The 26,792-nt window shown below is 59.0% G+C and carries 25 protein-coding genes; 7 read left to right on the top strand and 18 right to left on the bottom strand.

What is annotated here, in order from left to right; translation table 11 throughout:
- Window positions 1-42: 42 nt before the first annotated feature.
- From LL06_RS19775 to LL06_RS19700, 18 genes are all read right to left on the bottom strand, one after another.
- Window positions 43-384: a hypothetical protein gene (locus tag LL06_RS19775; RefSeq protein WP_035530792.1), complete on the bottom strand. Its 342-nt coding sequence runs from the start codon at window positions 382-384 to the stop codon at window positions 43-45.
- A complete protein-coding gene (locus tag LL06_RS19770) occupies window positions 381-2,300 on the bottom strand; it encodes a hypothetical protein (RefSeq protein ID WP_152599694.1) in 1,920 nt (639 codons plus the stop codon). Before LL06_RS19770 ends, LL06_RS19775 begins: the two co-directional genes overlap by 4 nt.
- A 108-nt stretch (window positions 2,301-2,408) precedes the next feature.
- Entirely contained in the window at window positions 2,409-3,371 is a 963-nt protein-coding gene (locus tag LL06_RS27425) for a hypothetical protein (RefSeq protein ID WP_161784999.1), read from the bottom strand.
- A 3-nt stretch (window positions 3,372-3,374) separates the two neighbouring features.
- Window positions 3,375-4,727: a hypothetical protein gene (locus tag LL06_RS27005; protein WP_081964091.1), complete on the bottom strand. Its 1,353-nt coding sequence runs from the start codon at window positions 4,725-4,727 to the stop codon at window positions 3,375-3,377.
- Complete coding sequence (gene thyX / locus LL06_RS19760) at window positions 4,697-5,596, bottom strand: FAD-dependent thymidylate synthase (RefSeq protein ID WP_035530810.1); 900 nt, start codon at window positions 5,594-5,596, stop codon at window positions 4,697-4,699. Before thyX ends, LL06_RS27005 begins: the two co-directional genes overlap by 31 nt.
- Before the next feature lie 505 nt (window positions 5,597-6,101).
- The gene (locus tag LL06_RS19755; RefSeq protein WP_052161748.1) at window positions 6,102-6,833 is read right to left on the bottom strand and encodes a hypothetical protein; all 732 of its coding nucleotides are present in this window, start codon (window positions 6,831-6,833) and stop codon (window positions 6,102-6,104) included.
- Window positions 6,826-8,856 (bottom strand): ATP-binding protein, encoded by a 2,031-nt coding sequence (locus LL06_RS19750; protein WP_052161747.1) that lies wholly within the window; start codon window positions 8,854-8,856, stop codon window positions 6,826-6,828. Before LL06_RS19750 ends, LL06_RS19755 begins: the two co-directional genes overlap by 8 nt.
- Window positions 8,853-9,281 (bottom strand): hypothetical protein, encoded by a 429-nt coding sequence (locus LL06_RS19745; RefSeq protein ID WP_152599692.1) that lies wholly within the window; start codon window positions 9,279-9,281, stop codon window positions 8,853-8,855. The genes LL06_RS19750 and LL06_RS19745 overlap by 4 nt, the downstream gene beginning before the upstream one ends.
- Window positions 9,282-9,365: 84 nt before the next feature.
- Window positions 9,366-10,277, bottom strand: coding sequence for a hypothetical protein (locus LL06_RS19740; RefSeq protein WP_035530785.1), 912 nt, complete (start codon window positions 10,275-10,277; stop codon window positions 9,366-9,368).
- Between the two features lie 604 nt (window positions 10,278-10,881).
- On the bottom strand, window positions 10,882-11,976 hold the full coding sequence (locus LL06_RS19735) for a hypothetical protein (protein ID WP_035530782.1): 1,095 nt from the start codon (window positions 11,974-11,976) through the stop codon (window positions 10,882-10,884).
- 375 nt (window positions 11,977-12,351) lie between these two features.
- A complete protein-coding gene (locus LL06_RS19730) occupies window positions 12,352-13,593 on the bottom strand; it encodes a type II toxin-antitoxin system HipA family toxin (RefSeq protein ID WP_035530780.1) in 1,242 nt (413 codons plus the stop codon).
- 12 nt (window positions 13,594-13,605) lie between these two features.
- Window positions 13,606-13,872: a helix-turn-helix transcriptional regulator gene (locus LL06_RS19725; protein ID WP_035530803.1), complete on the bottom strand. Its 267-nt coding sequence runs from the start codon at window positions 13,870-13,872 to the stop codon at window positions 13,606-13,608.
- Between the two features lie 811 nt (window positions 13,873-14,683).
- Entirely contained in the window at window positions 14,684-14,968 is a 285-nt protein-coding gene (locus LL06_RS19720; RefSeq protein WP_035530779.1) for a copper-binding protein, read from the bottom strand.
- Window positions 14,969-15,003: 35 nt separating this feature from the next.
- Window positions 15,004-15,450, bottom strand: coding sequence for a cupredoxin family protein (locus tag LL06_RS19715; RefSeq protein WP_345775689.1), 447 nt, complete (start codon window positions 15,448-15,450; stop codon window positions 15,004-15,006).
- Window positions 15,451-15,529: 79 nt separating this feature from the next.
- Complete coding sequence (locus tag LL06_RS19710; protein WP_035530776.1) at window positions 15,530-16,897, bottom strand: copper oxidase; 1,368 nt, start codon at window positions 16,895-16,897, stop codon at window positions 15,530-15,532.
- A 22-nt stretch (window positions 16,898-16,919) separates the two neighbouring features.
- Complete coding sequence (locus LL06_RS19705; protein ID WP_052161745.1) at window positions 16,920-18,434, bottom strand: TolC family protein; 1,515 nt, start codon at window positions 18,432-18,434, stop codon at window positions 16,920-16,922.
- Entirely contained in the window at window positions 18,431-18,664 is a 234-nt protein-coding gene (locus LL06_RS27420; RefSeq protein ID WP_152599691.1) for a hypothetical protein, read from the bottom strand. The genes LL06_RS19705 and LL06_RS27420 overlap by 4 nt, the downstream gene beginning before the upstream one ends.
- Before the next feature lie 78 nt (window positions 18,665-18,742).
- Window positions 18,743-19,147, bottom strand: coding sequence for a hypothetical protein (locus LL06_RS19700; RefSeq protein WP_035530773.1), 405 nt, complete (start codon window positions 19,145-19,147; stop codon window positions 18,743-18,745).
- 185 nt (window positions 19,148-19,332) lie between these two features.
- On the opposite strand from LL06_RS19700, the gene LL06_RS19695 reads away from it, so the two are divergent.
- From LL06_RS19695 to LL06_RS19665, 7 genes are all read left to right on the top strand, one after another.
- Window positions 19,333-19,731, top strand: a complete 399-nt coding sequence (locus LL06_RS19695) for a hypothetical protein (RefSeq protein WP_152599690.1) — start codon at window positions 19,333-19,335, stop codon at window positions 19,729-19,731.
- Between the two features lie 72 nt (window positions 19,732-19,803).
- Complete coding sequence (locus tag LL06_RS19690; RefSeq protein WP_035530771.1) at window positions 19,804-21,306, top strand: multicopper oxidase domain-containing protein; 1,503 nt, start codon at window positions 19,804-19,806, stop codon at window positions 21,304-21,306.
- Between the two features lie 246 nt (window positions 21,307-21,552).
- Window positions 21,553-21,735: a hypothetical protein gene (locus tag LL06_RS19685; protein ID WP_035530769.1), complete on the top strand. Its 183-nt coding sequence runs from the start codon at window positions 21,553-21,555 to the stop codon at window positions 21,733-21,735.
- Between the two features lies 1 nt (window position 21,736).
- Window positions 21,737-22,408, top strand: coding sequence for a VTT domain-containing protein (locus LL06_RS19680; protein WP_035530767.1), 672 nt, complete (start codon window positions 21,737-21,739; stop codon window positions 22,406-22,408).
- Entirely contained in the window at window positions 22,405-23,712 is a 1,308-nt protein-coding gene (locus tag LL06_RS19675) for an APC family permease (RefSeq protein ID WP_035530765.1), read from the top strand. The genes LL06_RS19680 and LL06_RS19675 overlap by 4 nt, the downstream gene beginning before the upstream one ends.
- A gap of 67 nt (window positions 23,713-23,779) precedes the next feature.
- Complete coding sequence (locus LL06_RS19670; protein WP_035530762.1) at window positions 23,780-26,116, top strand: heavy metal translocating P-type ATPase; 2,337 nt, start codon at window positions 23,780-23,782, stop codon at window positions 26,114-26,116.
- A 61-nt stretch (window positions 26,117-26,177) separates the two neighbouring features.
- Window positions 26,178-26,657: a DUF411 domain-containing protein gene (locus LL06_RS19665; RefSeq protein ID WP_081964089.1), complete on the top strand. Its 480-nt coding sequence runs from the start codon at window positions 26,178-26,180 to the stop codon at window positions 26,655-26,657.
- Window positions 26,658-26,792: the final 135 nt, after the last annotated feature.

Here is a 26,792-nt window from a genome sequence, read left to right as displayed (position 1 = left end):
TGCGGGAATCCCAAAACCGACTCTGTGTTCATAGAAAGTGCTCTAGTGTATCATGTAAAGCATGTGCGGGCGCATAAAGCCCGTTATATCGATGCATATCGAAGCTGTCTTGAGATTAACGCCAGCGAGACGTTGCTCAAAATACTCGAAGACAAATTCGTCCTCTCGCCGTGCTGCGCACCCAAATGCCCCCGCGGGAATCTGGTTCTTGGCAAGCCCGTATTCTGTGTGAGAAATCCAGTCTTTCTGTTTTGCCGCGACTGCATTGAACACACTCAGGACTCGCTCGGTTGGGTTATGTGCAGATATGAACACGTCCCAGTCGAATCCGCCTAAAGCCTCAAGCGAAGTAACGTCTCGATATAAGTAAGTGTAATCGTTCATTGGAACAGTCCAAGTTGCCCAATGTCCTCGCCCTCATGGTGGCGAAACGGTGCGGTTACCCGGCCGCTAAACTTGCGAATTAATTCATCGTACGCGGACTTCCTATCGGGAAGAAAAATTGCGTTAAAGTTGGCTGGAGATAGCGAGATCGCGCCGCGCCGAGACAAAGGCAAGTCCCATCGAGGAGCTAACATGGGGCTGAGTTGGAATTTCGCAGTAATTTGCTCCGAGTTCCGTTCGCGCTGGCCGCCTGGCACTCGATGAATAAATGCCCGTGCCTCTGCCAGCTTCAAAATGCGCCTGGCTTCCTGATCTAGGTCTTGTTCAGCGACGCTGAAAGTCGACAGGGAAACTTCAATTGGTTTGTCCCCATAACGATTCAGTCTGAACAGGGAGGCTAGACGTTCAACTGCTGTTTGAATAAGCAGCCCGTCGTCCCCAGCCTTCCTCATGTTGTTGTAATACCAGTTTGAAGCTTCCAGTACGCCCCGTTGTTGCGATTTCAAAGAAATCACGCCGCCGTCAAACGGGCGCTCATCGTGGAATACAGCCCATTCGAATGTAGAGCGCAACACGGTCAGAAGGGCCCTTGGAATTCCTGCCGACATTGTAACAAATGTTCCGATACCACAATAAATTTGAGAATCGCCATTCTCACGCAACAATTGTGCTGCAAGATCGTCACCGTAGTGTTGAAGAGCCTGCTTATAACTCCCAGCTTGAGGTTCGTCGCCGGCCTGATAACCGCGAAACCTCTCAGCTACGTCGGCTAGAGCATCGTCAAGCGGACGCCTTTTGGCCAGTTCCTGATAAAGTAGCAAAAGATTAAGTTTCTCGATAACCGGGAATTGAGGAGTGGCGAGCATCTTTTCTACTTCCGCCGCCTTTGATACATCCAGCTTGAGCGAGGCTAGCACCCTTCGCAGGTTACCATAGTGCACTCGCTGTCCACCGGCTCCTTGCTTTAGTCGCGTGGGCCATAAAGGATTTGACCAGCTAGTATCAAAGAACTCAAAGTATTGGTCCAGGAAGCCAGTAACCGACCCATCTGTATCGCGACCAGACCCGCTTGCAAGGCGCTTGGCTATTAGCGCTTTTACAAAGTCACTATAATGACTTTTGTGCTCTCGAAACTCCATATCGAGATGTATTTCCTGAAACTCAGAATCTGGCTGGTTTTCTTCGCCCCCGCTGTTAGTCCTCTGTGTCCTTACGCCATAGGACCTGGCACCTATTCGGAAAGTGGTCGGCGGCTCCTTCTCTCTCAGAAGAGTATTTACGTGGACCTGTTGCGGCTCAGTAAGATTTTCGAACTCGTCAATATCATACGAGAAAAGGACATTTGCAAGAAATGGGTAGCGGTTGCTCAAGACCTTTGGAATGCCAAAAAGAAGTTTTCCGCGCGTGGCGGTGATTTTGACGTCAAGAGAACCTTTGAGAAGGCAATTGTTAATCTCAAAATCAAGTGTTTTCTGGGCATTGCCTAAAGCTATGCTAAGCCCGGAGAGCGTAGGAGTTGGCAAACCGACTTCATGGTCAAACAAACCTAATAGCTCATCGACCAGTTCAGGTTCGTCGCCGTCAATTGCTCCCAGGCCCAGATCGATCGCAATGTATAAGAGATGCTGCGCCAACCAAAGTTCGAAGTAATATGAGAACAGCTCATCCCATAATTCCGGCGGCTGCCGCTTTCCAAAAAAGCGGCTCGACTGCAGACCACTGCACCTCACATATAATCCAATGTACCCATCATCCGCTATTCCGTCGCGAACGTCCTGCTTGCGGGCGCGATACCTCAACTTCTGCAGCTCGTAAGCCTGATGCCTCATCAGGTGCGTTTTTCCACTTCCTTTCGCGCCCAAAATGAACGTCGGCATGGGAGATGCGGGATGATCCAACTCAGCGAGTTGGTTCATGTCGCCATCTCCCATCATTCGGACCCAAAGATTTTCAATCTGCTGGTCGTTAAGGTCCACGGCTTTCGTAATGGCGAATGGGTTTGCGTATCGGGCTATGGGCATTTCTCAACCATAAATCTTGTCGTGGCGTTTGAACATTGGAGTCCACGGAAGAGCGGCGTCTCCCTCTCCCCAAAAGATAGGCAGTGTGTTGTCAGGCGTGTTGTGACTGAACCCCAAAAGCAACTGTCCGTTCTTGTAACCCAAAGGGTGCTTCGCCCAAAGATTCATCCCATGCTTTTCACAGGTCGCCCGAACTTTTAAGCGATCGTACCGACCGTCTCGGTTGCTAAAAATTCTAGATTCGGGCTCCAATGCCTTGAACGAAGGATCAAGCTCGAAAACGGATGCGACGTAATCATACCGCTTCAGGTCGCGAACTGCCTTCAGACCTGCGTCAGTTGCGAAAAGTACCAGATAATGAATTTTGACATCGGGCATAAGGTCACGAAGCGGCTCGACTAAGTCCTTAGAATACTGTTCTGCCTGAGTTCCGGACCCGCAGAGATCATCGATAAATACGTAATGTTCGATGTTTTTGTCGCGTACAGATAGAACCTGAGATTTCCCCATGGTCTCGCGATCGAAAATTTCATGAGAATTGATGAATGCAGTTTTCGGGAGGGAATTTTCCTGTCGAAAATAATAGAGGAGATGTACGCCACTTTCCGATGGGTTTCCTACGCCGAGAAACCTTGTAGCCTTGAGCTTCCTCAAAAACTCATCTTGAAGGAAATCGACATCAGTAGTATTTCCGTTACTCCTTCGTATGTCATGTATAATTCGTGTTCTAAAAAGGTCCCTGTAAAGAGAAACAAGCAATGCTCGAATCTCAATTTGTCCGAAATAAATGAAGTTTGTTAAGAGATATAGCGCGTGAATTCTCTCATCATCTACGACATTATCATCTGCGCTAAATTGTCTTACCCATTCCTCAATATGATTTAACGAATGCTTTCGCTCCCAAATCGTTTCGGATAACGACTTCAGCTTCTCATATAGGATGTCAACTACATCTTGCTTTCGCATCATCTATTTCCGAAATAAAAACACATGTTCTTGGGTGATTATGCCCGCCGTACGGTTCCGTTTTGTCATGAGTCCACGCGATTTAATAGTATCCACGAGCTCGCACATTAAAGTTAGACCCTCGTCTTCAAAAAAATCTTTGATGAACCGACTTGTTCTGACCGGCAGACCGCATACTTGATTATCGCCCATAACGAGAACGAGATGACCACCCTTCTTCAGAGAATCGGCGCTTGCCTTCGCGGCATCTCTCATTTCCTCTAAATAGACGCGTAGAATATTCGCGCGAAGTGGGTTGATGTCGGCGATCTGGCGCAAGGTTGGGCCGGCAGCACCAAAATTAAAGGAGCTTGAATTTGCGCGCTCTGAGGCGGCCAGATGTTCGCGACCAATGTTCAACCCCTCCAGAGTCCTCAGCCTCGCCTCTGGTACAATTCCAAGCCAACCAAGGCTGAGCGATGACGCTCGGATATATTTTTGTGCGCCAGCGTAAGGTGGTGATGTTATCACCAGGTCTGCTTCAAGCGGGCTGCATGTTGAAACTATAGGGCGGACACGGGCATCGCTTCCAATAAAGTAAGGCACGCTGTCCGGCGGTAAGGTCGCCGCACGCGCAGCATTTGCGATTGCAATTCTCTTAAAAGTGGCAAAAGGGTCAACACGCTCCCGTTCCGGCCCTTTGTAGCGAACAGGTACCGACATCCGCGGGTCTGCAAGACTCACCTTTTTTACGGTCTGTGAGAAAGCCACTTGAATGAGCTGCTTGGTTGCGGGATCGGCAATTTCTTCAATCGCCGAACGCAGTTGACCGAGTTGAACCTGCGCCTCAGCTGTAAACCACTTATCGACATCTACAACAGGTTGAAATGCGGAGGGGCGCGCTGTCCCTGCCAACTCAATTGTACGCAGCACATGATCAGAGGTCCTGCCAAAGTCCAAATAGGTGGTTTTCGCACCTGCTATCAATCTGGCAAGCGGGTTCGCATCGGAACCAGCAACACGGTGACCAGCCAACAAACCTTCCACTAAGACGGTTCCAGTGCCGCAGAATGGATCATAAATGGTTCCATTCGGAGGCGTTAGCGTGGAGCACTTGATGAAAAAGATCGGAATGTTTGGCAGCAGCTTCGCCGGATAGGAGTGCATGAGGTGGGTTGAACGGTCAGCCCCCGAGCCAACAGAGACTAGCTTCCTGAAGTCGACCTCCACTGGCCGACCATTCGACAAATAAGCCCCGCACATTTCTGAGAGTATCTCGTCAAATCTCCAATCAGCCTCCTCCGGCTTACCACCGGCTTGATCTAATCCAAGCTTACCAGATTGAATCAACGCAGGATTTCGCTTAGCTCGGCCCATTCGCGTGAGCTAAGGCCACTACTTGCTTCCGTGACGACTTCGCCCGCGAGCATGCGTTTGATGACCCTTACACCGGTCGATGAAAAAGTGGCGGAGTGAAGTCGATGCTCCAAAAATGCCTCATAAGTGAGTGGAACCCATCTACTCATGAGGTCCAAGATCACGTCGGCATAGGCACGAATTTCATACTGTGCGTGCGGGTCGGCCCTAAGCAACAAGAAACCCATTAAATTATGGAGATTTACCTTCCAGTACCATTGAGTGTAGAATCCAATCGTCAAATTTGCCCTTGCTAGTTCTCTAGCTAAACCATCGTTTCCTTCTACTCGCGTGGTTCCGTCGTGGTTCATATTGAGGAGAATTAAGTACTCTTCATATGTTTGATTAGCAGTTTCTTTGAGGATCGCTAAGGCTCGTTGAGCCTCATCGCCTGTTAGAATTTGCCCGCGCCCTTGGCGGTTAGAGGTAGACTGAGAAGCTAGATGCTCCGCTGCCGGCACATAAAACTCTTTATCCAAAACCGAATATCTTGCTGAGTACTCATTTACACTAGCCGTCCTGTGTCTGATCCATTGCCGCGCAACAAATATGGGCAATTTGACGTGCAATTTGATTTCGGCCATCTCGAAAGGTGTCGTATGACGGTGGCGCAGAAGATAGTTAATAAGCCCCCGATCTTCCGACACATGTTTCGTACCGCGGCCATATGATACCCGGGCGGCTTGCACAACTGAGCTATCATTGCCCATGTAGTCGACCACACGCACGAAGCCATGATCGAGGACAGCAGTCGGAATAAACAGACGGTCTTCCAGCCCAGGGGATATCTCCCGATAAGTGGGGCTTGGAGGCGATGCCCGTTGCTCCATCGCTTGAGCGTAGGGATCGTTCTTCGTCATCGCGACATGCCTTTCTCGGGTGATTTCACGATAACCGAGTGTGCGGTGAAAATGAAGCACATAAAGTGACATTTTAGTTCGTTAGTACGGACTCAAACTTTTCGTTGCAAAGACAGCCATCGGCGGGGCAGCGTCAATAATTCCTACTTCGCCCAGCGCTTGCTCTGTTATCAGTTCCCTGCAACAGCAGCCATGGACTTAATATTCGCATTTGGGTGAAGTCGCAGTTGTGCGTACGACTTATTTAGTGTGCGCGCAAAGCGGAAATTATTTCCGGTTCCGGCCAGAGCATGAAAAGTTTTAAGGAGGCAGGAATCTTCGGAAGGCATCGGAAAGTTAAAGCGAATCAGCAGCTGTTAAGACGACACCAATCTTTACGCCAACCGTCTTCCGAGTGCCCGAGGGATTAGAGAGATGAAGGCCGCTAAAATATTCCGACTCCGGCACCACTTTCACGAAAAGCTGACGTGGGCCTTTACCTTTGCATTCCCAGTAGTCTGCGCACTTCATCGCCTGACATAACGCCACTTTCGTTGAGACCGATGGCGATTTCCATCAATTTCGCCTCATGCTCTTCCAGCAGCCGGCGCGCCAAATCCTCCGCAGCCAGCAATCTCGCATTTACCCTGTCTGCCAATTCGCGATCTAACGTGAGCATATCGAAGCCGCGGGTTGCGGGGCGATAAAGCAGCGGTTGACGCTCCGCGAATCCGAGACTTGTCTCTGCGCCCAGCGCGATCCCGGTTGCCTTGGCGAGATCGCTGTCTTCGCCTCCGCCCGATCCCGCCAAGACTTCCCCAAAGACGATCTGTTCGGCAACTCGCCCGGCGAGCACGGCTGCCATCGTTCTTGCAAGCCAGTCTTCGGTCTGCGCCAGATGTGTATGTCGAAGGACCGTAACCTGGCCAATGTCCTGGATGCCAATGGTGATCGATTCGACTTCGCCGATGCGTAGCAGTGTCCAAGCGATCGCATGACCGGTCTCGTGGACGGACACGCGCCAGCGGAGATCGTCGGACATGACCATCCGTTGATCGCCAAGTGCGTGCTCGATATCTGCCCACGTCAGATCACGCTTTTCGCGACGAGCCCGCTGGCGGACTTCGCGGATCAGTCTTTCGATATCGGCACCTGTTCGGCCGAGAGCTTGGAGCGCAAGAGGCTGAAGCGCGGACTGAGGGGAGAGACACTGAGTGATGTCAGACATGGGCGCGCCCTTTCTTAGGCAACGGATCAGTGTTGTTTGAGGTCTCGGCTACTGTTCGGGGTTCCACGCTGGCTGTCGTTTTACGTTCCATAGGCAATGCACCGCGGTCCGGAGCCGAGGACAGAACGGCAGCTAGATCAGCGCCGAGATGATGCGCCAGGATTCCTGCCAAGGCGTCGGCGTCAGGGGGTGGGATAACCACATGTTTCTCAAGTCTTCCCGATCGCACCAATGCCGGATCGATCTTCTCTGGCAGGTTGGTTGCGGCAACGACGATAACGCCCTCGGATTTCAGAGCCCCGTCGAGTAGCTCCAAGAGCTTGGTGATAAGTGATGTCCAGTAGTCGTCATGCGCTTTTTGTGTGCCGCGAGCGCGGCTCCCAATCGTATCGATTTCGTCGATGAACAGAATGCAGGGTGCTGACTCTCGCGCTGCCTTGAAGACCGCCGCCATGCGTTGGAGAACGTCGCCGAGATAACCATACTCCAGCCACTCCGCCACGGAGCTGACAATCAGCGGGATTTGCAGGCTGTTGCAGAGTGCCTTGGCATAAGTCGTCTTGCCGGTTCCAGGTGGTCCGGACAGCAAAAGCTTGGTGCTCATCTCATCCCAAGCCAACCCGCCTTCCCGCCACAGCGGAAGGTCGTCTTTCAGATCGAGCGCCCATTGCCGGGCTTCGCCGTAACCGGCCAAGGTTTCAACGCGGAGGGACTGCACATGATGTGTAGATGATGCATTCTCACCTGCTGTCACTGGGCTGGTTGACTTCGGCTTGGCCGTATCTGCCTTTGTAGATGGTTCGACTTCAGGCTGAATCATATCGACCGGAGTGGCTTGCGGCTTATCCCGCAAGGCCGACGAGGAACGCGATGAGCGCCCTTTGCGAGCCTTGTTGTCATTATCCTCGTGATGTCCATCGCTGGCAGCTTCCGCAAGGGACGCCATTAGGCTCAACACTGTCAAGGCGGCACGCCCTGGCCGCACCGCCAACGCCAGAGCATCCAAGCTCAAGCGGCTGAGATCGAACGTCATTCCTTCCATAAGAGAAAGAGATTCACTGTTGGGAATGCCAAGGCAAGCATGGAGCAGATCGGCGACCAATGTCCGGTCAATGCCCGCGCACTGGAGCACGATGTCGGCAGCGGCAGCGATCTCGGCCCTGGCCGGCATCAATGTCTCATCGACGATGACGATGGGTCCCGCGTCGCCAAGGATCGCAGTACTCAGGTGTCGTGTTAGGTCTTGTCGGCTCAAAGCCGCAACATTGCGGCCCGAGCCGGTAACGATTTTCCGCTTTCGCATCTCGGGCCTTGCGTCCCTGAACCTCTCAGAGAGCGGGCGGTCGCCCCGGATGTCGGTCAGCTCTGCATAATAAGGCGCAATCAGGCCTTCCTCCAGCATCGTCCCGCATTGCCTTTCAAAACCCGGGATCGGGATTTTCAGCAGGATCACGGGGTTTCGTCGCACCAGGACTTTGTGAAGTTGATCGAGATCGGCGACGCTCTCGCCCACCGCACGGGCGATCAGCAAAGCGACAGCAGTCTGACTTACATTGGGGGGCGGCAGGAATTCTCGCAACAAGCCGAACATCGTTGGGGAATCCAGCTGCCTGGGGTTGTTAGGAGAGACTGTGGTCGATCGCACCGTCTTGCGCCGTGCCGGCTTCATTCCAGCGCCATCACGTTTCGGTTCAACCTGATAAGCAGCCTTGCTGTCGGAGATGCCAGCGGCCCATCTGTTTATGGGCTCGTCACTGTCATGATCGACAAAACCATTATGCATCGTGGTCGGCGCGCGCCTCAAAGCCCGAGCGATAAGGCGGTGCGCACGGTCCATGTCGCCGGCAAGCCCGGATGCAGCAAGCCCGGAGACTTGCCACGCAGTGCCCAGCTTCTTCTCGCCGAACGGAAAGCTGATGGACAAGAGTCCGACATCGGAGGCGCGCTGATAGAGATCAAGTACGGCCAGCCTGCGGATGCGCCCGAGAAGATGGCGGGAGATGCGCTGAGTGACCGGGTTCATCGCGCGTCCTCCTGGGTTTCGACACGCGCCGCCGCCACCGCACCTTCCAGCTCGCTGGGAAGATGGCTCCTGGCACCGGTCAGCCAGTCGCGGACAACGAGGGCTGTCGGGTCACCCTCATCACAAAGGTCGAGAAGCCAGCGACGCGGGATCGACAGCAAGCTCTCCAGGCGCACCCCTCTTCGTTTGGCTGAGCGAATGGCGATCCGGACGACCATAGCGACGTGGGCGGCCTGGTCGTCCGCAGTCCACGGCCGCGGCAATCCGACCATCGCATTGGCCTTGTCATCAGCGGCGGCCATCTGTTGAGGCGTCAATGGCTGACCGCGTTGCCTCATGATCTGATCGCGTCGTGATTGACGGCTGACGGGCTTCCGCACCGGTGACGGAATTGGTTTGGGGAAGGGAACAATTGTTGATGTCATGGCAAGGGTCTCCGTGCGCCAACCGGTAACGATCAGCGTGTTTGAATCGGGATGGGTTGGTAGGTCGTTCGACCCGAGATCGCGCTAATGGCGCGCGGGCACTTGAGCGAAGCCTAATTTTATCAATCGCGGTGCATCGCTGATCTCGGCGGCGGTATCCTCGTCAGGGTCCTGGATTTCGTCCACACCAGGCTCGGCCTCTTCCGTCCCTGCATGTATTGGCAATATCCGGCCGCCCCGCCGATCGGACGACCGAATGAATGTCTTCCGAGCCGCTTCCCAGTTCACCTTGATGCGCGAGCGGAAATTCTGCTGGAGCGATCCGATGGCTTCGCCAGCGCCGGCCACTTCGACGAGATGATCGAGGTGTGACATGGGCCAGATGCCAGCATCGATATCGGTTTTCCGGTTCTCGGCATTGAGGATGACGATCCTCACCTCCTCGGCGACTAGACGATGATGCTGCTTGTAGAGGAGGTCTGGAACCACCAGGGCGGCAGCGAGCATCCGCTGCTTCAACTCGTCGATGCGCGTGCTCTCATAGGAGATAAGGCTCCGTTTCGCATCAACCACATGCGCAATTTTGGTCTGAGTGTTCACGATCAAAAGATCGGGTGTGTAGGTCTTGCGGCCACCATGATCGGCGTCGAGCGTCAATGCTCTGTAGTTTCGCGGGTTATTCAGCCCGACCAGTTGCAGCGCCGCCGATGTGACTGGCAGACGCAGATTCTGGGTGAGAACGACCAGGTGGGGATTGCATCTGGCGACGAGCGCGATACCGCGTTCGATCAGCCGCCCTTCGTGTCCAGGAATTGCCCGAATCATCGTTGCGATCTCATCCATGCTGCCAGCGAGCGACTGTGCCAGAGCTTCGGTCGACAGGGAGGACGCGACGGCTTCATCAATGAGGTCATCGAGCCGCTGCTTCAGATCAGGGAACTCGGCGGAGTGGGGATAGGTGGGCGCAGCCGCCGTCTTGAGGGTGGTCTTGTTCATGAGAAGTCTCCTGTAAGAGGAGCGATGACGGCACCATCCGGCCAGACATGGAGGGTCGGATACGGAAATAGCTTCCGCATTGGCTGCCGAATGTGGACAACCAAACCGTCAATGTCGGCTAGGAACTGGGCGTAATCGCAGTTGGTGAAACGATCAGTGGCGCGAGAGCGAGACGGACGCTGGCGACAATCCGCCAGTCAACGAAACGCGACGCCGCGATCGGGTTTCAACAGGAGAGCACAACGATTGGTCTTTCCCCGTGGGGAAGATAGCAGTAAGGGTCAACATAGCCCAAGTCCTTCGTCAACAAGGTTGCGGGTCAGGCCTCCGTCCGATGTTAGCGCACCGGCGGGGGCCGTTAAGTATCTGCAGAAGTTCATTTTTCTGCTGACAACCCAGAGATATCCCGGAATATGGTGTCCGGCAAGACAATAGAACACATCCGGAACAGAGAGCTCCGGAATGGTTAACAGGGAACGCGTTAGAGAATAGACGCCATCCACAGAAGCAAGGCTGCGAGATGAACTAATCTCCGAAGACTAGCATTACCTTTGGGGGGAAATTCATATCGCGGAGAGCAGGACTGTGGGGCCTTTGCTACCAACTAAGCGGCTGCTGATTTATTGGGCCTGGGGTCCAAGTAGATCGACTCGGCTGTTTTAGCCCGATGTTCAGGCTCAATCACGTGGAGGGCTTTTTCGACGATTTTGGCAACGTGCTCTGGCAATTGATCGTAGGATATCAGATTTTCGTCATCGTTATCGTCACTTGGCTGGGTAGCCATGGGTTCCCCGTGCACCACGAAACGCAGGGCGGGAATGACTTCATGAGCCAGCCAATTGTTAAGCTCCGTCGCTGCCGGCCAGCCCTCGGCACCGCCGAGCTGGCGCAGCAGCCGCTGAATCTCGCCCCATGAAGTGCCATCCTCAACCTTGCCAATTTCCAGGTTGCCTTTCGGGTTCCAGCTGTGCCGCTCAATCGGAGCCAAGATCACCTTAAAGAGATCGTGTGCGTGGCGGCTCGGAATTTCAATACTGTCCGCAAGCTTGCTCTTGACCACTCGCTTGCCGATCGCACTCGTTTCAACAGCCGAATCCACATGCGCCAGAATGTCCTTTACGAGTGACTCGAATTCTTTGAGATCAGAGCCAAGCTTGATCTCGGCCGCTTTGCGAAGCCCTGCCAATCCGCCGACGTCGAGGGCAGAGACGTCACTCTCCAGTTTCGTGCTTCCGCCGAGCGCCGCTTTGACGTCCTTGCCCTTTAATCGCTCACCAGTAGCGATGCGCGCAACTAGGCCATCGATTTGATCCTTGTCCCCTTTGGCAATCTCGAACATGACCGTCGGCGCTACCGCAGAAGCGATGAGCTGGTCACGATGGTCCTGAAGACGTTCATACACCGAGGAATAATTCCAGGCGTTGCAGACGCTGTAGTTTGAAAAAGTACTCAGGAACTTTCCAAACGATTTCTGCGGTACCAGAGATTTTAGCTCTGCGAATGTCTCGCCCAGCTCAAATGCGTGTGCGGTGCAATCGCGATCGAGTGCGGTGATCCTGGCCACTGCTCGTTTCAGTGCGTTTTCAGTGTCCAGCGAGACTGCCTCATCGGCGGTCTCGAGAGGCATTTGCATAGAGGCTAGCAACAGTGGCATTGCCTTCTTGTGAGTGCCGGCCTTGCCGTCAGGTGTTTTCCTCATGTGTGACCTTTCTTGTCATGCAGCCCAGTGCTGTAGCTTTATGGTCACCGCACAATGCATGGGAGTCAACTCTTATGAAATTGTCAACACATTGAAACTAAAAGTGTTTTGCTGATTTTATTGAGTTTTCTGAAGCCCGAATTCTGGCGTAAAATAAAAAATCGCGACATTCTGGCACATCCCCTCTTTGAGAGACTTTCACCGTTTCAAACACCCGAGAATAGGCTCCGTTTAGCGTAATCTGCCGTCGTGACGTGATGATACATCCGTGGTGAAATCCTTGACCGCAATGCTTGGCAATCGAATTTTCAGTCGGAGCAGCGGAGCTTTCAGGATCAGCATCGCCACGATGACGAATGCACCGACCGCACTTTGTTAGCGAAGCTGCCGGTCAATCCGCCTGCACCTTTTACGTATTAGGTGGCCCAGTTTGTCGGCCATCTCTACGCCTCCGCCCTGCCCGCCAAAAAGCATGTCAGGTCTGGCGTCCAGCTGGCTCACGACCTGATCCATCATTTCACGCACACGCCTGATCACCGAGCCTGGACTCAAACCGACGGCTTCGGCAAATCGACGCCAATCATCGCCGTGAAGCTCATTGGCATTTCGCTTTGTCGCGATCTGCTGAGGGATCGACTGGTCCACCTGTTTGTAAGCCGCAGCGCACATCAAGTCATAGAGGGGTGCGAGTTTGGCCGTGCCGGCCGCCCCAATGAGAACGGAGTAGTTCTTGGCATGGGAGTCGGAGTTGCAGATCAAGACGTTGAAAATCACCGCGTCGAGTAGCCTCAGCCGTTCGGCGGGCGAAACGTAGCGAGCCAACGCGTCAAACATCTGCACGAGTGACGCGCCACCGCGCTGGCCAAGTCCTGCGCGCTCGTATTTTTCGGACGGGAACAGGCCGAGCAACTGGCAGAAATCCTCCTGGTGGATGCGACGGATCGTGCCTTGGCTGTCGGCGATACGGTCATACCGCGTGACCAATAGATAGTCGTGCTTGCCTGCCCTGCCGGTCGTCACTTCCGCCGTCTCAAGACCGCATAGCTTGGCAAGGGTCATGCAGAAGGCTTCATTCTGAACGCTGCCAGCCAGGCGTCGGATGTCCGGCTTCAGGATGTGCGTTGAGGGCGTGCCGTCGACGGGAATGGCAATCTTGCCGTCCTCGGCAATGTAGACGGGCAGCTTGTCCTGAACGCCTGCCAGCGACATCGACACGCCCTGCTCCCCCACCAGGAAGGGGCGCTCGGGCAGTTCGTTCAGGATGCGCTCAAGCGCTGCCTCATTTGGAACGACGCGGGAATTATTTCCGTCTCTGCGGGGCTCACCGATCGAGAAGGCTCCCGCTGTATCGCGGCCAAGGTTCATGAGAAGGCCGACGATATCCTGAGGCGAAATCTTCAGTTGCTGGCCGATCTCGGAGAGGTGTGTTTCCGGTAGGAGATTGGCAAGCCAGGGCATGATCTGATCCGCCCCATAGGGGCCTGCCCGCAGAGGCATGGTCAGGGAAATCGGGAATGCCGAGGCGCGGCTTTCCCAGCTCGGCTCATAGGCCAGCGAAATCCCATTGCGGTCGATCAGGTGGGCGACGGGCCAGGTCTCGTAGTAGATCGTGGTCACAAGGGCACCCGATCAGGAGAAACGGGGCAAAAAGCCGAGATCGTCATCGGCCTCAGGGGCAGCGATCGGACTGGCGGATTTCAGATCGCCGAGATCAATGCCGACGGTGCGCGCCGCGGTGAGCGACTTCTCAAGATGACAGCTGGGCTTGCCGTTCTCCAGGTCGACGATGAAGCGCTCACCGGTCCCACAGCGTTCCGCGAGCTGAGCCTGTGTCCATCCCTGCTTTTTCCGGTTCTCTCGGACAAGTGCGCCGAATTCTGCGGCTGAACGGATCATGAAATGTCCTCCATCGTGCAGCTTACCGTACAGGAAGAATTCCAGGAAATCCACCAAATCTTCCCGATGAGGAAGATTATATCTGAAGCACATGCTTTCTTCCCGATCGCGCAGATCATAGCAAGTAGTGAGTCGCACGGCATCTCACTCAGAACCGCGCTTCGACAACTGCGACCGGAACACGCTTGGGAAGCGTCTCATGGGCCTCCCCTGCCTCGCAACTTGGTTTGAGTGTTTCAGGCGAGCCAAGCTCAGGCGCTGGTTCATTAGCGCCGTTTTGCGAATTGTCTTGCACGACTGTCCCCCGGGCGTGTATGACAATTTTGTAGTACAAGAACTACGGTGATCGGATTTCGCCAAAGATTTCAGGTGCTTGTGAGGGGGGCGAAAATCCTTAGCTGGGGATCCAGGTTCCCCAGCCAATCTCTCTCTTCAAGCTCTGAACAAGATGATTTCAAGCGTTTTTTCGTTAGCTGGGGATAGATTTTGCCGTCTGGTGGACAGTACTGTCTGACACGAGTGTCCATCATGCGTGTCTGACTTTGGTGTCCAACGGACGGAAAAGTTGGCGAATCCGCCACCTCCAAAAGGAGGTTGGCATGAGTGTGCAATACGTGTTCCGGCGCGGAGCGGTCTATTGGTGGCGGCGACGACTGCCGGTCCAGCCTCGGACCGATTGCCGTTTGGGCACTGAAGTCAGCCTGGCGCTGACCCGAGCCCATGACGCGGACGACCTGCCATTTCGATCTGCGCCAGCGCGCCCGGAGCGGACGGGATGGCGGGGATCGTCCCCGCCATCGCTGTTGGACGGCTACTTCAGGTCTGTAACCACCAGTTTTCCCTGCACCCGGTCGGCGATAAATTCGATTTCGGCGCCTTCCTTCATGCGCTCCAGCATGGCCTCGTCGGCCAGGCGGAACACCATCGTCATGGCGGGCATGTCAAGTTTGGTCAGCTCTTCGTGGATGATGGTGACCTTGCCGGCCTTGGCATCGACCTTCTTGACGACGCCCTTCGTGTATTCATTGGCAAGCGATGGGAAGACGGCGGCAGACAACAGGATTGCGGCGGTCAGGAGAGTTGTCAGGTTGCGCATGGAGAATGTTCCTCTTCGTGAATTTCGTTGCGTGACTAGTGGCCGGTGACGGTGAGCATGCCCTTCATCCCCGAATCGTAGTGTCCGGGAATCAGGCAGGCGAATTCGAACGGTCCGGCATTGGCGAATTTCCAGATGACCTCGCCGTCCATGCCCGGATCGAGGCGCACGGAATTGGGATCATCATGTTCCATCTCCGGCATGCGCTCCATGAGCGCCTTGTGCTCCATCACGCCGTCGTGGTTGTCGAGCACGAATTCATGCTCCAGTTCGCCCCTGTTGACGACGACGAAGCGGATGGTTTCGCCCTTCTCGACGGTGATCTCCTTCGGTTCGAACAGCATTTCACCCGCGTCGGATTCCTTCATGATCACCTCGATGGTGCGGTTGACCTGCGATGCCTCGCCGGGATCTCCGACGGCCATCATGCTGCCGCCATGGCCGCCGGAGTGGGTTCCGGCTGCGGTCGCCAGCGCCGTCATGGCCAAGAGCCCTGCGGATGCGATTGAAAGTCTTTTCACGGATTCGGTTCCTTTCGTGAACATTCGGGATGGTGAAACGTCAGCCCTTGACGCCGGGCTGGGCCGGCGAAGGGGTGATTGTGGTGGTTGCGTCGGTGGCCTGGGCGAAATCCGGCAGTTCGCCCGTCCACTCGTAGGCCTGGGTTCCGGGAGGATTTTCATACCAGCCGGGATCGCTGTAATCGCCGGCGGAAATGCCTTCGCGGACCTTGACGACCGAAAACATGCCGCCCATTTCGAGCGGCCCGTAGGGTCCCCAGCCGGCCATCATCGGCACCGTGTTGTCGGGCAGTTCCATCGACATCTCGCCCATGTCCGCCATGCCCGCGGTTCCCATCGGCATGTATTCGGGCTGAACAATCCGGACCTTCCTGGTGAGGGCCGACTTGTCGACACCGATGAAGGTCGGCACGTCGTGGCCCATGGCGTTCATCGTGTGGTGGGACTTGTGGCAGTGGATCGCCCAGTCGCCCAGGTGCCTGGCGTCGAACTCGTAGGCCCGCATGGCCCCGACCGGGATGTCGATCGAGACTTCAGGCCAGCGCGCCTCCGGCCGGACCCAGCCGCCATCCGTGCAGGTCACCTCGAAATCATAGCCGTGCATGTGAACCGGATGGTTGGTCATGGTCAGGTTGCCCACGCGCACGCGCACGCGGTCGTTCCTCGAGACCACCAGGGGGTCGATGTCCGGAAAGATGCGGCTGTTCCATGTCCAGAGGTTGAAGTCCGTCATGGTCATGATCTTCGGCACGTAGGAGCCGGGATCGATGTCGAAGGCATTGAGCATGATCAGGAAGTCCCGATCCACCGGCATGAAGGCCGGATCCCTGGGATGAACGATGAAGAACCCCATCATCCCCATGGCCATCTGCACCATCTCGTCGGCATGCGGGTGGTACATGAAGGTCCCGGATTTGACGAGATCGAACTCGTAGATATAGGTCTTGCCGGGCGGGATCGCCGGATGCGACAGACCGCCGACGCCATCCATGCCCGATGGCAGGATCAGGCCATGCCAGTGCACGGTCGTGTGCTCAGGCAACTTGTTGGTGACGTAGATCCGCACCCGGTCGCCTTCGACGGCTTCGATGGTGGGGCCGATGGACTGGCCGTTGTAGCCCCACAGATAGGCCGTCATTCCGTCGGCCAGCTCCCGCTCCACGGGCTCCGCAACGAGGTGGAACTCCTTGACCCCGCTGTTCATCCGGAACGGCAGGGTCCAGCCGTTGAGCGTCACCACCGGATTGTAGTCCGGTCCGGTCGACGGCATCAGCGGCGCTTGCGTGAGCGGGCTTTCCATCAGGGCAGCATCGGGCAGCCCCATGTTCGTGGTCTTCGACCAGGCGGCCGTGGAGACAAGGGTGGCGCCTGCAGCACTGGCGCCGAGCAATTGACGTCTGTTCATCATGGTCTTGGTCCTTTCAGAAGGTTCAGTGGCCGGCGCCGCCGGCATCGCCGACGGAGGGGGCTGCCGCACTGGCGCCCCGGGCCGCGCCACCGCCATAAAGCGCAGCCGACAGGTTGACATCGGCCAGCCAGAACTCGCGTTTGGCGTTGATCGCCATGAGCAGGGTTCCCACCTTCGCCCTTGTGTCGGCGAGGAGTTCGAAAGTGCTGGTGATCATGCCGTTATAGGTCAGCAGCGATTCCTCCTCGATGGTGGTGCGCAGGGGCACCACCGCATTGCGATAGTGCCGTGCGATCTCGTGGGTGGATCTGTAGGCGGTGTAGGCGGAGCGCGCTTCGGATCGGATGTTGACCGCCTTTTCGGCAAGCTGATTGGCAGCCCGCATATAGGCGAGCTCCGCCTTGCGCAGCCGGGCCTTGCCGCTGTCGAAGATCGGGATCACGAATTCCAGCTCGAGCTGCGGCGTCACCACTGTCTTTCTGGACTTGCTCTCCTCCAGATTGCCGCCGACGATCTCGTATTCGGTCTCGATCTCGCGTTCGGCCTCGACGCCCGAGATGATCTCGAGATCGGTGACAAAGCGTGTGGCATCCGTCAGCCCGTAGCTTTTGGCGACGGCCTCCAGTTCGAGCCTGGCGACGCGAAGATCGACCCGGTTCTCGAGCGCTTCCTGTTCGATCCGGTCTTTCCTGATGAGCTGGCGCGGCAGTTGCGGCAGCTTGTCGGGCACGTAGTATTCAATCTCGCTTCCCCAAAGCCCCATGATCCTTGTGAGCTCTTCCTTGGCCAGCCGCGAGGCCAGCCGGGCTTCGGCCATCTGCCCGGACAATTCGGCGTAGAATGCATGTTCGCGTGCCTGTCCGGCTTTCGGCAAGGCGCCGCTCTCGCCCAGTTTCTGGGCCAGTTCCGACGCGGCGTCGGCCGCGACCCGCGCCCGGTTGAGGTAGGCGACCGTTTCAAATGCTGAAACGGCATTGACCCAGGCGCGGCGCGTATCATTGGCAAGCTTCAGGGTGGCATCGACCGCCCGCATCTGCGCCTGCCTGAATCGTGTGTCGGCGATGCCGACCCGGGCGCGCCGCGTGGCGAGGGACAGGATATTGGCGGCAATCATGCCTTCGATGGCCCGGTAGGCGCCGAGTTCCGGCGCACCGATTCCCAGCAGGCCGATGGAAACCTTCGGATTTTCGGGCAGGCTCTGCTGCCAGGCTTCCGCAGCGGTGATGCCGATGTCGGCATAGGCCGCCTGAAGTCCCCTGTTGTTGAGGAGCGCCACCTGAACGGCCGTGTCGGCATTGAGGGTCTTCTTGTACACCAGGGCATGGACGCGCTCGGACGTGGCCTTTGCCTGGTCCCTGCTCTGGATCCAGACCGTGTCCTTGCCGCCTGTGCCCATGGAGACGGATGCCGCCACGACCCCGAAGCCGGCGTCCCTGCTCGAGTATCCGGCAAGGTCCTGGCTGCTCACGCAGCCGGCCAAGACCAGGGCGGCGGACGAGGCGACGATGATTGATCGGGTTGTGCGGAGGGTGCTCATGAGCCTGTCTCCGCAGCGGGTGCCTGGCTGTCGTTCTGCTGCCGCCAGGGCCTGGGTTCGACGGCAATGCGATGCGTGTATCCGTCCAGAACCGGGCGATGAGGGAGGGTGCGGATCGCGGCGCCGGGATCAGCCGGCGAGGTGAGCGTCGTGACATCGGTCGGCGCGCTCGCTGTGGCACAGCCAGCAAGCGTCAGCGGCGCTGCTGCCGCCCAGAGAAAACGAAACATGATTGTCCTACTGCTGTAGAGAGTGTGATCGGCCGTTGCACACGGCCACCGGACCCGCCCCCAGGGCGGCGTCACACTTCAGGCGCGGGGCGGACGTTCCGGCAATGCCAAGGCTGCCACGACAAGGCCCAGCAGTGGCTGCAATTCGAAATTATCGGGAACAAGCACATCCACTTCTTCGGCCACGATGTCGGTGAGCGCAAAAGAACAGGATGCGGGACAGCACTGGTCTGAAGCGTCGTCGCCTCCGCCCAGATCCATCCCGTGGTCCGTCTCCGCGGTCCCGTGGCCAAGAGTGTGATGATCCGAAGGATGGCCGGCAGCAGACGCGGAAATCACACCGTGCCTGTGCCCGCCCGCAGAGGACCCGGCGCCATCCAAAGCGGCCGCGTGCAGGGTCGCAGGCACAATGCTCGCCAGAACGAGCACCAATGCCAGAACCATTCTCCCGGAGAGGGAAACACGGCGGAACAGCTTCATCATGCCCGAGCGTTAGCCGACAATGTCGTCAAAAACAAGGACCAGGTCATTCACAAGCCGGTGAGTGCCTGTTCCGTCTGAAGGTGCAATTCCGACGGTCCATCAAAAGAACAGACTCCCTCAATGGGTGCCGTTCATGGCGCCCCGATCGACCTCACGACAGTATGACCGACTTCCGGCAGCGCCCCATGGCGATGGACAGGCTGAAGATTGGGGCCTATATTGTCGCCATGTTCTCGCGATTTTTGGCCATCCTTGCCATTCTGTCCATTGCTGTCGTCACAATAGTGACGTCGGCGCATGCGGCGCGGATGAGCTCGGGCTCGAACGGCGCCATGCATTCCATCGCGATGACGCAGGCCCACGGCAGCAGCGATCCGGACTGTGGCGGAGCCGAGGCTTGCGGAACGGCAGACTCAGGCATCTGTGCATTTGTCTGTGCGGGTCTGTCTGTCTATCTGGTCCTGCCGCTCGAGGACGCCGGCCGCTCTGCCGGACCGGGACGGCCTGAGTTGCCACCCGGAACGGCCCTCGCCAGCCGCACGCCCGACCTGGGCGAACGCCCTCCCAAACTCCTCCTCCTCTGATCTCGTCCGGGCCTAGCCCCGGCGTGCCATCGGTTTTTTATTAACGGGACAGCACGTCCCGAGGAGACGCCTATGAACACCCTTTCACGCCGCGGCTTTCTCGCCGCAAGTGCGACGGCAATCGCCGCCGCGCACCTGCCGCGCGTCGCGTTCGCGCAGTCCGCGGCACCGCTTGCCCTGTCTGCCGCCACCCGCACGCTCGACATCGACGGTCGTGCGGCCACCGTCTACGGCCTTGCCGGTCCCGGCGGCCAGGGACTGACACTGGACCCCGGACAGCGGTTCCATGTCCAACTGACCAACAATCTCGACGTCAGCACGATCATCCATTGGCATGGCCAGATCCCCCCCAACATGCAGGATGGCGTTCCGGACATGCCCATGCCCCTTCTCGCGCCGGGAGAGACGCGTTCTTATGATTACGAGACGCAACCGGGCACCCACTGGATGCACAGCCATGTGCCGATCCAGGAGATGCAGCTTCTCGCAGCCCCGCTGATCGTGCGGTCTGTGGAAGACCTGAAGGCCGACCGGCAGGAAGTGGTGCTGTTCCTGCACGACTTTTCGTTCAAGGCGCCCGCAGAGGTGCTGGAGGAGATCGCCGGCGGCGCGGACCATGACGCCGGAAACGCAGTTCCGGGCATGCCCGGAATGAATCATGGCGGGATGGGCAATAGGCCCATGGGTGGCATGATGGGCATGGGTCAGAATGCAATGCCGATGGGCAGCATGCCGGGCATGGGCGGCATGGCCATGGACCTGAACGATTACAAATGGGACGCCTATCTCGCCAATGACCGCACATTGTCGGACCCCGAAGTGGTGCAGGTCGAGCGTGGCGGGCGCATCCGGCTGCGGGTGATCAACGCCTCTGCCGCGACGGTATTCTGGATTGACACCGGGGCGGCGCTGTCCCGGTTGGTCGCGGTGGACGGGCACGGCGTGCAACCGCTGTCAGGCACGCGGTTCGGCCTGGCAATGGGTCAGCGCCTGGATCTCGAGATCGATCTTCCGAACGAGGGCGGCGCGTGGCCTATGCTGGCGCTACGGGAGGGCGCGCGCGAACGCACCGGCCTGATCCTTGCCACACCGGACGCAGAGATCCGGCGCATTGACGCCGTGGCGGAGACAGAGGCGCCCGCATTCGACACCGATCTTGCACAGGAATCCCGTCTGATCGCTCTCAACGCATTGCGGGATCGGCCCGTCGACCGCCGTCACATGCTGATGCTGGCGGGTTCGATGCAACCCTATGGCTGGACCATCAATGGCGCTGCCTGGGGCAGGCACCAGCCGGTTGTCGCGCGCAGCGGCGAACGTGTGGTGCTGTCATTCCACAACATGTCGATGATGGCTCACCCGATGCATCTGCACGGCCATTCATTCCAGGTCGTCGGCCTCAATGGTCGTCCGGTCTCCGGCGCGCTGCGCGACACGGTTCACGTGCCACCGATGTCGATGGTCGATGTCGCGCTCGATGCCGGCGAGGCGGCGCGCTGGATGCTGCATTGCCACCACATGCCGCACCTCGCCTCGGGAATGATGACCGAGTTCGCAGTCACCGCTTCGACCTGACCCCGGACGGGGCGCCCCGTTCGGCACTCGCTCGACCGGCCTCGCGCGCTCGTTCCGGCAGCGCGCAGGCCCAGTCCAGAAATCCCGCCGGGACACCCACGATTGGAGAAAATGATGATGAACGGAAGCGAAATGGGATACGGGATGGGCTTTGGCTGGCTCTTCGGTTTCCTCATCCTGGTGCTCGTGGTCTTGGCCATAGCAGCGCTGGTCAAGTATCTTCGGACCTAGAAGGAAAGACGGACGATGACCTCCACGATCGATCGAAGGATCTCCCTCGCGGGCATCGGTGATGCCGACATGCCTGCCTGTCGCAGTCTCGGCGCCGGCGAGCCAAAGAGGGCGCATCGGCTGATCGAGGATACCGATCCCGCCTCCGCCGAAGGTCAGGTGCGCGATCTTCTGGCGACGGCCGTCGGGGACATCTGACATGACCCTGCGAACCGGCCTTCTCGCGGCGATTGCGATCCTCGGCATCGCCCTGCTCGGCGTCTGGCTGTTCGCGCCTTCGGTGTTCACCGAGGCGCGCGCACTGATGGATGGGGATCGCCTCGAGATGCTGGTCGCGCGCGCCGGGTTCTGGGGACCGGTCCTGATTGTCGCGCTCATGACCGTCGCGATCGTGGCCAGCCCGATCCCCAGCGCGCCCATCGCGCTGGCGGCCGGGGCGGCCTACGGACATGTCTGGGGAACGGTGCAGGTCGTCATCGGCGCCGAGCTCGGGGCGTTGATCGCCTTCGGCCTTGCACGGGTCCTGGGGCACGATGTCTTGCGCCGCTGGTTCGGAGACCGGGTCGACGCCGGGCTGCTGGGCTCGCAGAACGCCTTGACCGCGACGGTCTTCGCAAGCCGCCTGATGCCGTTCGTGTCCTTCGACATGATCAGCTACGCGGCCGGACTGAGCCGCCTCCACGCCTGGCGTTTTGCGCTTGCGACGCTGGCCGGCATCGTTCCGGCGAGCTTCCTGCTCGCCCATGTCGGCGGCGAGGCGGCGAGCGGCGACTTCGGAGCAACCACATGGGCCGTTCTGGCCCTGGGTCTTGTGACGGGATTGCCGCTGTTGTGGGTGGCGACCCGGCAAAAGCGGAAGGAAAACGGATGACGGGTGACTACGAGAAGAACAGCATAACGCTGCCGGGTGCGATCGCCATGGGAACCGGCGTGATGATCGGCGCCGGGATCTTCGCGCTGACGGGCCAGATCGCCGAGCTCGCCGGGCCGCTGTTCCCGCTGTCGTTTGTCGTGGGCGCGATCGTGACCGCCTTCAGCGCCTACACCTACATCAAGATGTCCAATGCGTTTCCCTCCGCCGGCGGCATCGGCATGATCCTGAAGAAGGCCTACGGACCGACGACGGTCGCGGCTGGCGCTTCACTCCTGATGGCGCTGTCGATGGTCATCAACGAGAGCCTCGTCGCGCGCACCTTCGGGGCCTACACGCTGCGGGCCTTTGGCGGTGATCCGGAGAGCATTCTCGTGCCGGTTCTCGGCGTCGGGCTGATTGTCTTTGCCTATCTCGTGAATGTGTCGGGCAACCGGTCGGTCGGGCTCCTGTCCATCGTCATGGCCGTGTTCAAGGTCGGCGGCATCGCCCTGTTCGGAATTGCCGGTCTCTGGGCAAGCGGCATTTCCTTCGAGGCGGCCGGCGGCGACGCGGGCGCAACCGGCTTCGTGGCCTCGGTCGCGCTGTCGATCCTCGCCTTCAAGGGCTTCACGACCATCACCAACAGCGGCGCCGAAATCACCCACCCGCACCGCAATGTCGGCCGGGCCATCATCTTCTCCATTGCAATCTGCGTTGTCGTCTATCTGCTTGTGGCCTTCGCGGTCGGCTCCAGCCTGCCTCTCGACCGTATCGTCGCGGCGAAGGACTACGCTCTGGCCGAAGCAGCAGAGCCCGCCCTCGGCCAGACCGGGTTCTATCTGACGGTGGCGCTCGCACTGGCGGCCACCGCATCCGGTCTCGTCGCCAGCGTTTTCGCGGTCTCGCGGATGCTGGCCATGCTGACCGACATGAAAATGATCCCGCACAGCCATTTCGGGATGCCGGGCACGATCAAGGACCACACGCTCGTCTACACCGTCGTCATCGCCGGCTTTCTGACGCTTTTCTTCGATCTCAGCAGGATCGCCTCCCTTGGCGCCTTCTTCTACCTGGTGATGGACATCATCATCCACTTTGGCGTGTTCCGGCATCTGCGTGACGAGATCGGCGCGCGCGGCTGGGTCCTGCTGACCGCCATCGGGCTTGATGCAGTGGTTCTGGCTGCCTTCGCTGCGATGAAGTGGCGGTCGGATCCGCTGATCGTCGTCATCGGCATCGTGGGCATGGCGCTGGTGTTCCTGTTCGTGCGGGTCTTCCTGGCGCGCAATCCGGCCGGAGAAGACAGCCACGACAAGCACTGAAACAGGCTCGGGATTCCAGTCGCTGGAAACCGCAAGCTGACACCGGACAACAGAAGGCAGGCAGGACATGGACCACGATCATCATCACCACGCTGCACCCGATATTGCGGAAGGAACCGAAACGGCGAAGGACCCGGTCTGCGGCATGACGGTCGCGGTCAGGGCCGATGGGCGCCACGCGGCATTCCAGGGCGAGACCTTTCATTTCTGCTCGGAGAAGTGCCAAACGAAATTCAAGGCGGATCCGTGGTTCTACGCCTCGGGCCGGGCCGCAGGGCGGAAGAAGCCCGCGCCGGCCAACACCCAGTATACCTGCCCGATGCACCCCGAGATTGTCCGCGACGAACCGGGGGCCTGCCCCATCTGCGGCATGGCCCTCGAGCCGATGCTGCCCTCGGATGAACCCAGCGAGGAACTGACCGACTTCACGCGCCGGATGTGGATTTCGGCGGCCGCCGCTGTGCCGCTCATCGTGCTGACGATGGGCGAACTCGTCGCCCTGCCCGTGCGCGACTGGATCGGGCACCGGACCGCCAGCTATCTGGAATTCGTGCTGGCGACGCCGATCGTTCTCTGGGCCGCATTGCCGTTCTTCAAACGCGGCTGGGACTCCGTGGTCAACCGGTCGCCCAACATGTGGACCCTGATCAGCCTGGGTGTGGCGGCGGCCTATCTCTATTCGATATTCGCCACCTTCCTGCCCGGGCTTTTCCCCGAACAATACCGGATGGGCCACGGCGTCGGCACCTATTTCGAGGCGGCGGTGGTGATCGTGACACTGGTCTTCGTCGGCCAGGTGCTCGAACTGCGGGCGCGCGAACGCACCGGCGACGCCATCCGTGCGCTGCTCGATCTCGCCCCCAAGACCGCGCGCCGCATTCTGCCCGATGGAGCGGAGTATGACGCGCCGCTCGAGAACATCATGGAAGGCGACCGGCTGCGGGTGCGTCCCGGCGATGCCGTCCCCGTCGACGGAACGGTGATCGAGGGCCGGTCGACCCTGGACGAGAGCATGCTGACCGGCGAATCCATGCCGGTGGAAAAGGGTCCGGGCGATGCGGTGACCGGAGCGACGATCAACAAGAACGGCAGTCTTGTGATCGAAGCCGGCAAGGTCGGAGCCGATACGGTGCTGGCGCAGATCGTGGCGATGGTGTCGAACGCGCGCCGCTCGCGTGCCCCGATCCAGGGGCTGGCGGACCGCGTCTCGGCCGTGTTCGTGCCGACCGTGGTGGCCGTCGCGATTGTCGCCTTCGTCGTCTGGATGATTTTCGGACCGGAACCCGCGCTGGTCTTTGCCATCGCCGCGGCCGTGTCGGTGCTGATCATCGCCTGCCCTTGCGCGCTGGGGCTGGCGACGCCGATCTCGATCACCACGGCGGCGGGCCGCGGCGCGCAGGCCGGCGTGCTGATCAAGGATGCCGAGGCGCTCGAGCGCATGGCGGCCGTGGATACCTTGATCGTCGACAAGACAGGCACATTGACCATGGGCCAGCCGAAGCTGACCGATACCGTTGCGCTCGGGGACCTGTCGGAGGCGGACCTGCTGTCGCTCGCCGCGGCGCTCGAGCGCGGCTCGGAACATCCGCTGGCCGAGGCCATCGTCGAGGGAGCCGACGCACAGGGCGCCCCGCGGCAGGAGGCCGAGGATTTCGAGGCGGTCACCGGCATGGGAGTACGCGGCAGGATAAGCGGCCGCGCGGTGGCGCTCGGCAATGCGGCGATGATGCGGGAGATGGGGCTCGACACGGCGCAGGCGGAAGCAAAAGCCGACAGCCTGCGCGCCGAAGGCAAGACTGCGATGTTCATCGCGGTCGAGGGCGCGCTAGTGGGCATCGTGGCGGTGGCCGATCCGATCAAGGAGTCGACCGCGCAAGCGATCAGGGAGCTTCACGCCCAGGGACTGCGCGTCATCATGGCAACCGGCGACAATGAACGCACGGCGCAGGCCGTGGCCGGCAAGCTCGGGATCGACGAGGTGCGCGCCGGCGTATTGCCGGAGGCCAAGAAGGACCTGATCGATCAATTGCGGCGCGAGGGTCGCAAGATCGCGATGGCGGGCGACGGCGTCAACGACGCGCCCGCGCTCGCTGCCGCCGATGTCGGCATCGCCATGGGAACGGGGGCGGATGTTGCCATGGAAAGCGCCGGCATCACGCTGCTCGGCGGCGATCTGATGGGCATCGTCCGGGCGCGCAAGCTTGCCCGCGCCACCTTGCGCAACATCAAGCAGAACCTGTTCTTTGCCTTCGCCTACAATGCTCTCGGCGTGCCGATCGCGGCGGGCCTGCTCTACCCGGTCACCGGCCTGCTGCTCTCACCCATGATCGCGGCGGCGGCGATGAGCCTGTCCTCCGTATCTGTGATCTCGAACGCCCTCCGGCTCAGGCGGGTCGACCTCTGAAGCCAGAAGGGATCGGGGACACTGCACCGAACCACGTCATCCCATCTCGAAAGGAAACAAGATGACCAGAAATGCACTCTCCCGCCGCGCCATCCTCATTGGTGGAACGGCAGTGTTGGCGGCTGCGCCGCTGCAGGCCCTGGCGCAAGCCGCCGGCCCGGCGATCCATGTGCTGAAGGATCCGGACTGCGGCTGCTGCTCCGCCTGGATCGAGATCCTCGAGAATGAAGGCTTCGCCGTCACGGTCGAACCGAGCGCCGGAGCTGAACTGATGCGCTACAAGCTCCTGAGCGGCATCCCCGAAGAAATGGCCTCCTGCCATACGGGGCGGATCGATGGCTACATGATCGAGGGCCATGTTCCGGTGGCCGACATTCGCCGTCTTCTGGATGAACGCCCCGACGCGGTCGGCCTTGCGGTGCCGGGCATGCCCTATGGTTCACCCGGGATGGGGCCCGAGAGCGAACGCGAAGCCTATGACGTCTTTCTGATCCGGCGCGATGGCACGGCGATGCCCTATTCGAGCTATCGCGCGGCATGAGTGCGCGCTCGCGGCAAGGTGGTCATCCTGGCCGCTTTGCCTCAACTTCCAGACCATGGCGCATGCCCTGATCGGCGACTGTTTTTCGCGGCCGCCCGACGGTCATTCCTTGATGTAGGGCTGTCCATCGGCGGC

Origin of the sequence: Hoeflea sp. BAL378 (assembly GCF_000759435.1) — a bacterium.
GTDB lineage: Bacteria > Pseudomonadota > Alphaproteobacteria > Rhizobiales > Rhizobiaceae > Hoeflea.
This window is presented reverse-complemented; position numbering and strand designations above follow the sequence as displayed.

Coding starts and splice junctions, on each gene's coding strand:
- LL06_RS19775 (WP_035530792.1), bottom strand. CDS start 384: ATGAACGATTACACTTACTTATATCGAGACGTTACTTCGCTTGAGGCT.
- LL06_RS19770 (WP_152599694.1), bottom strand. CDS start 2,300: ATGAACCAACTCGCTGAGTTGGATCATCCCGCATCTCCCATGCCGACG.
- LL06_RS27425 (WP_161784999.1), bottom strand. CDS start 3,371: ATGCGAAAGCAAGATGTAGTTGACATCCTATATGAGAAGCTGAAGTCG.
- LL06_RS27005 (WP_081964091.1), bottom strand. CDS start 4,727: ATGGGCCGAGCTAAGCGAAATCCTGCGTTGATTCAATCTGGTAAGCTT.
- thyX (WP_035530810.1), bottom strand. CDS start 5,596: ATGGAGCAACGGGCATCGCCTCCAAGCCCCACTTATCGGGAGATATCC.
- LL06_RS19755 (WP_052161748.1), bottom strand. CDS start 6,833: ATGTCTGACATCACTCAGTGTCTCTCCCCTCAGTCCGCGCTTCAGCCT.
- LL06_RS19750 (WP_052161747.1), bottom strand. CDS start 8,856: ATGAACCCGGTCACTCAGCGCATCTCCCGCCATCTTCTCGGGCGCATC.
- LL06_RS19745 (WP_152599692.1), bottom strand. CDS start 9,281: ATGACATCAACAATTGTTCCCTTCCCCAAACCAATTCCGTCACCGGTG.
- LL06_RS19740 (WP_035530785.1), bottom strand. CDS start 10,277: ATGAACAAGACCACCCTCAAGACGGCGGCTGCGCCCACCTATCCCCAC.
- LL06_RS19735 (WP_035530782.1), bottom strand. CDS start 11,976: ATGAGGAAAACACCTGACGGCAAGGCCGGCACTCACAAGAAGGCAATG.
- LL06_RS19725 (WP_035530803.1), bottom strand. CDS start 13,872: ATGATCCGTTCAGCCGCAGAATTCGGCGCACTTGTCCGAGAGAACCGG.
- LL06_RS19720 (WP_035530779.1), bottom strand. CDS start 14,968: ATGCGCAACCTGACAACTCTCCTGACCGCCGCAATCCTGTTGTCTGCC.
- LL06_RS19715 (WP_345775689.1), bottom strand. CDS start 15,450: ATGACGGCGCTGGCGACCGCAGCCGGAACCCACTCCGGCGGCCATGGC.
- LL06_RS19710 (WP_035530776.1), bottom strand. CDS start 16,897: ATGATGAACAGACGTCAATTGCTCGGCGCCAGTGCTGCAGGCGCCACC.
- LL06_RS19705 (WP_052161745.1), bottom strand. CDS start 18,434: ATGAGCACCCTCCGCACAACCCGATCAATCATCGTCGCCTCGTCCGCC.
- LL06_RS27420 (WP_152599691.1), bottom strand. CDS start 18,664: ATGTTTCGTTTTCTCTGGGCGGCAGCAGCGCCGCTGACGCTTGCTGGC.
- LL06_RS19700 (WP_035530773.1), bottom strand. CDS start 19,147: ATGATGAAGCTGTTCCGCCGTGTTTCCCTCTCCGGGAGAATGGTTCTG.
- LL06_RS19695 (WP_152599690.1), top strand. CDS start 19,333: ATGGCGATGGACAGGCTGAAGATTGGGGCCTATATTGTCGCCATGTTC.
- LL06_RS19690 (WP_035530771.1), top strand. CDS start 19,804: ATGAACACCCTTTCACGCCGCGGCTTTCTCGCCGCAAGTGCGACGGCA.
- LL06_RS19685 (WP_035530769.1), top strand. CDS start 21,553: ATGACCTCCACGATCGATCGAAGGATCTCCCTCGCGGGCATCGGTGAT.
- LL06_RS19680 (WP_035530767.1), top strand. CDS start 21,737: ATGACCCTGCGAACCGGCCTTCTCGCGGCGATTGCGATCCTCGGCATC.
- LL06_RS19675 (WP_035530765.1), top strand. CDS start 22,405: ATGACGGGTGACTACGAGAAGAACAGCATAACGCTGCCGGGTGCGATC.
- LL06_RS19670 (WP_035530762.1), top strand. CDS start 23,780: ATGGACCACGATCATCATCACCACGCTGCACCCGATATTGCGGAAGGA.
- LL06_RS19665 (WP_081964089.1), top strand. CDS start 26,178: ATGACCAGAAATGCACTCTCCCGCCGCGCCATCCTCATTGGTGGAACG.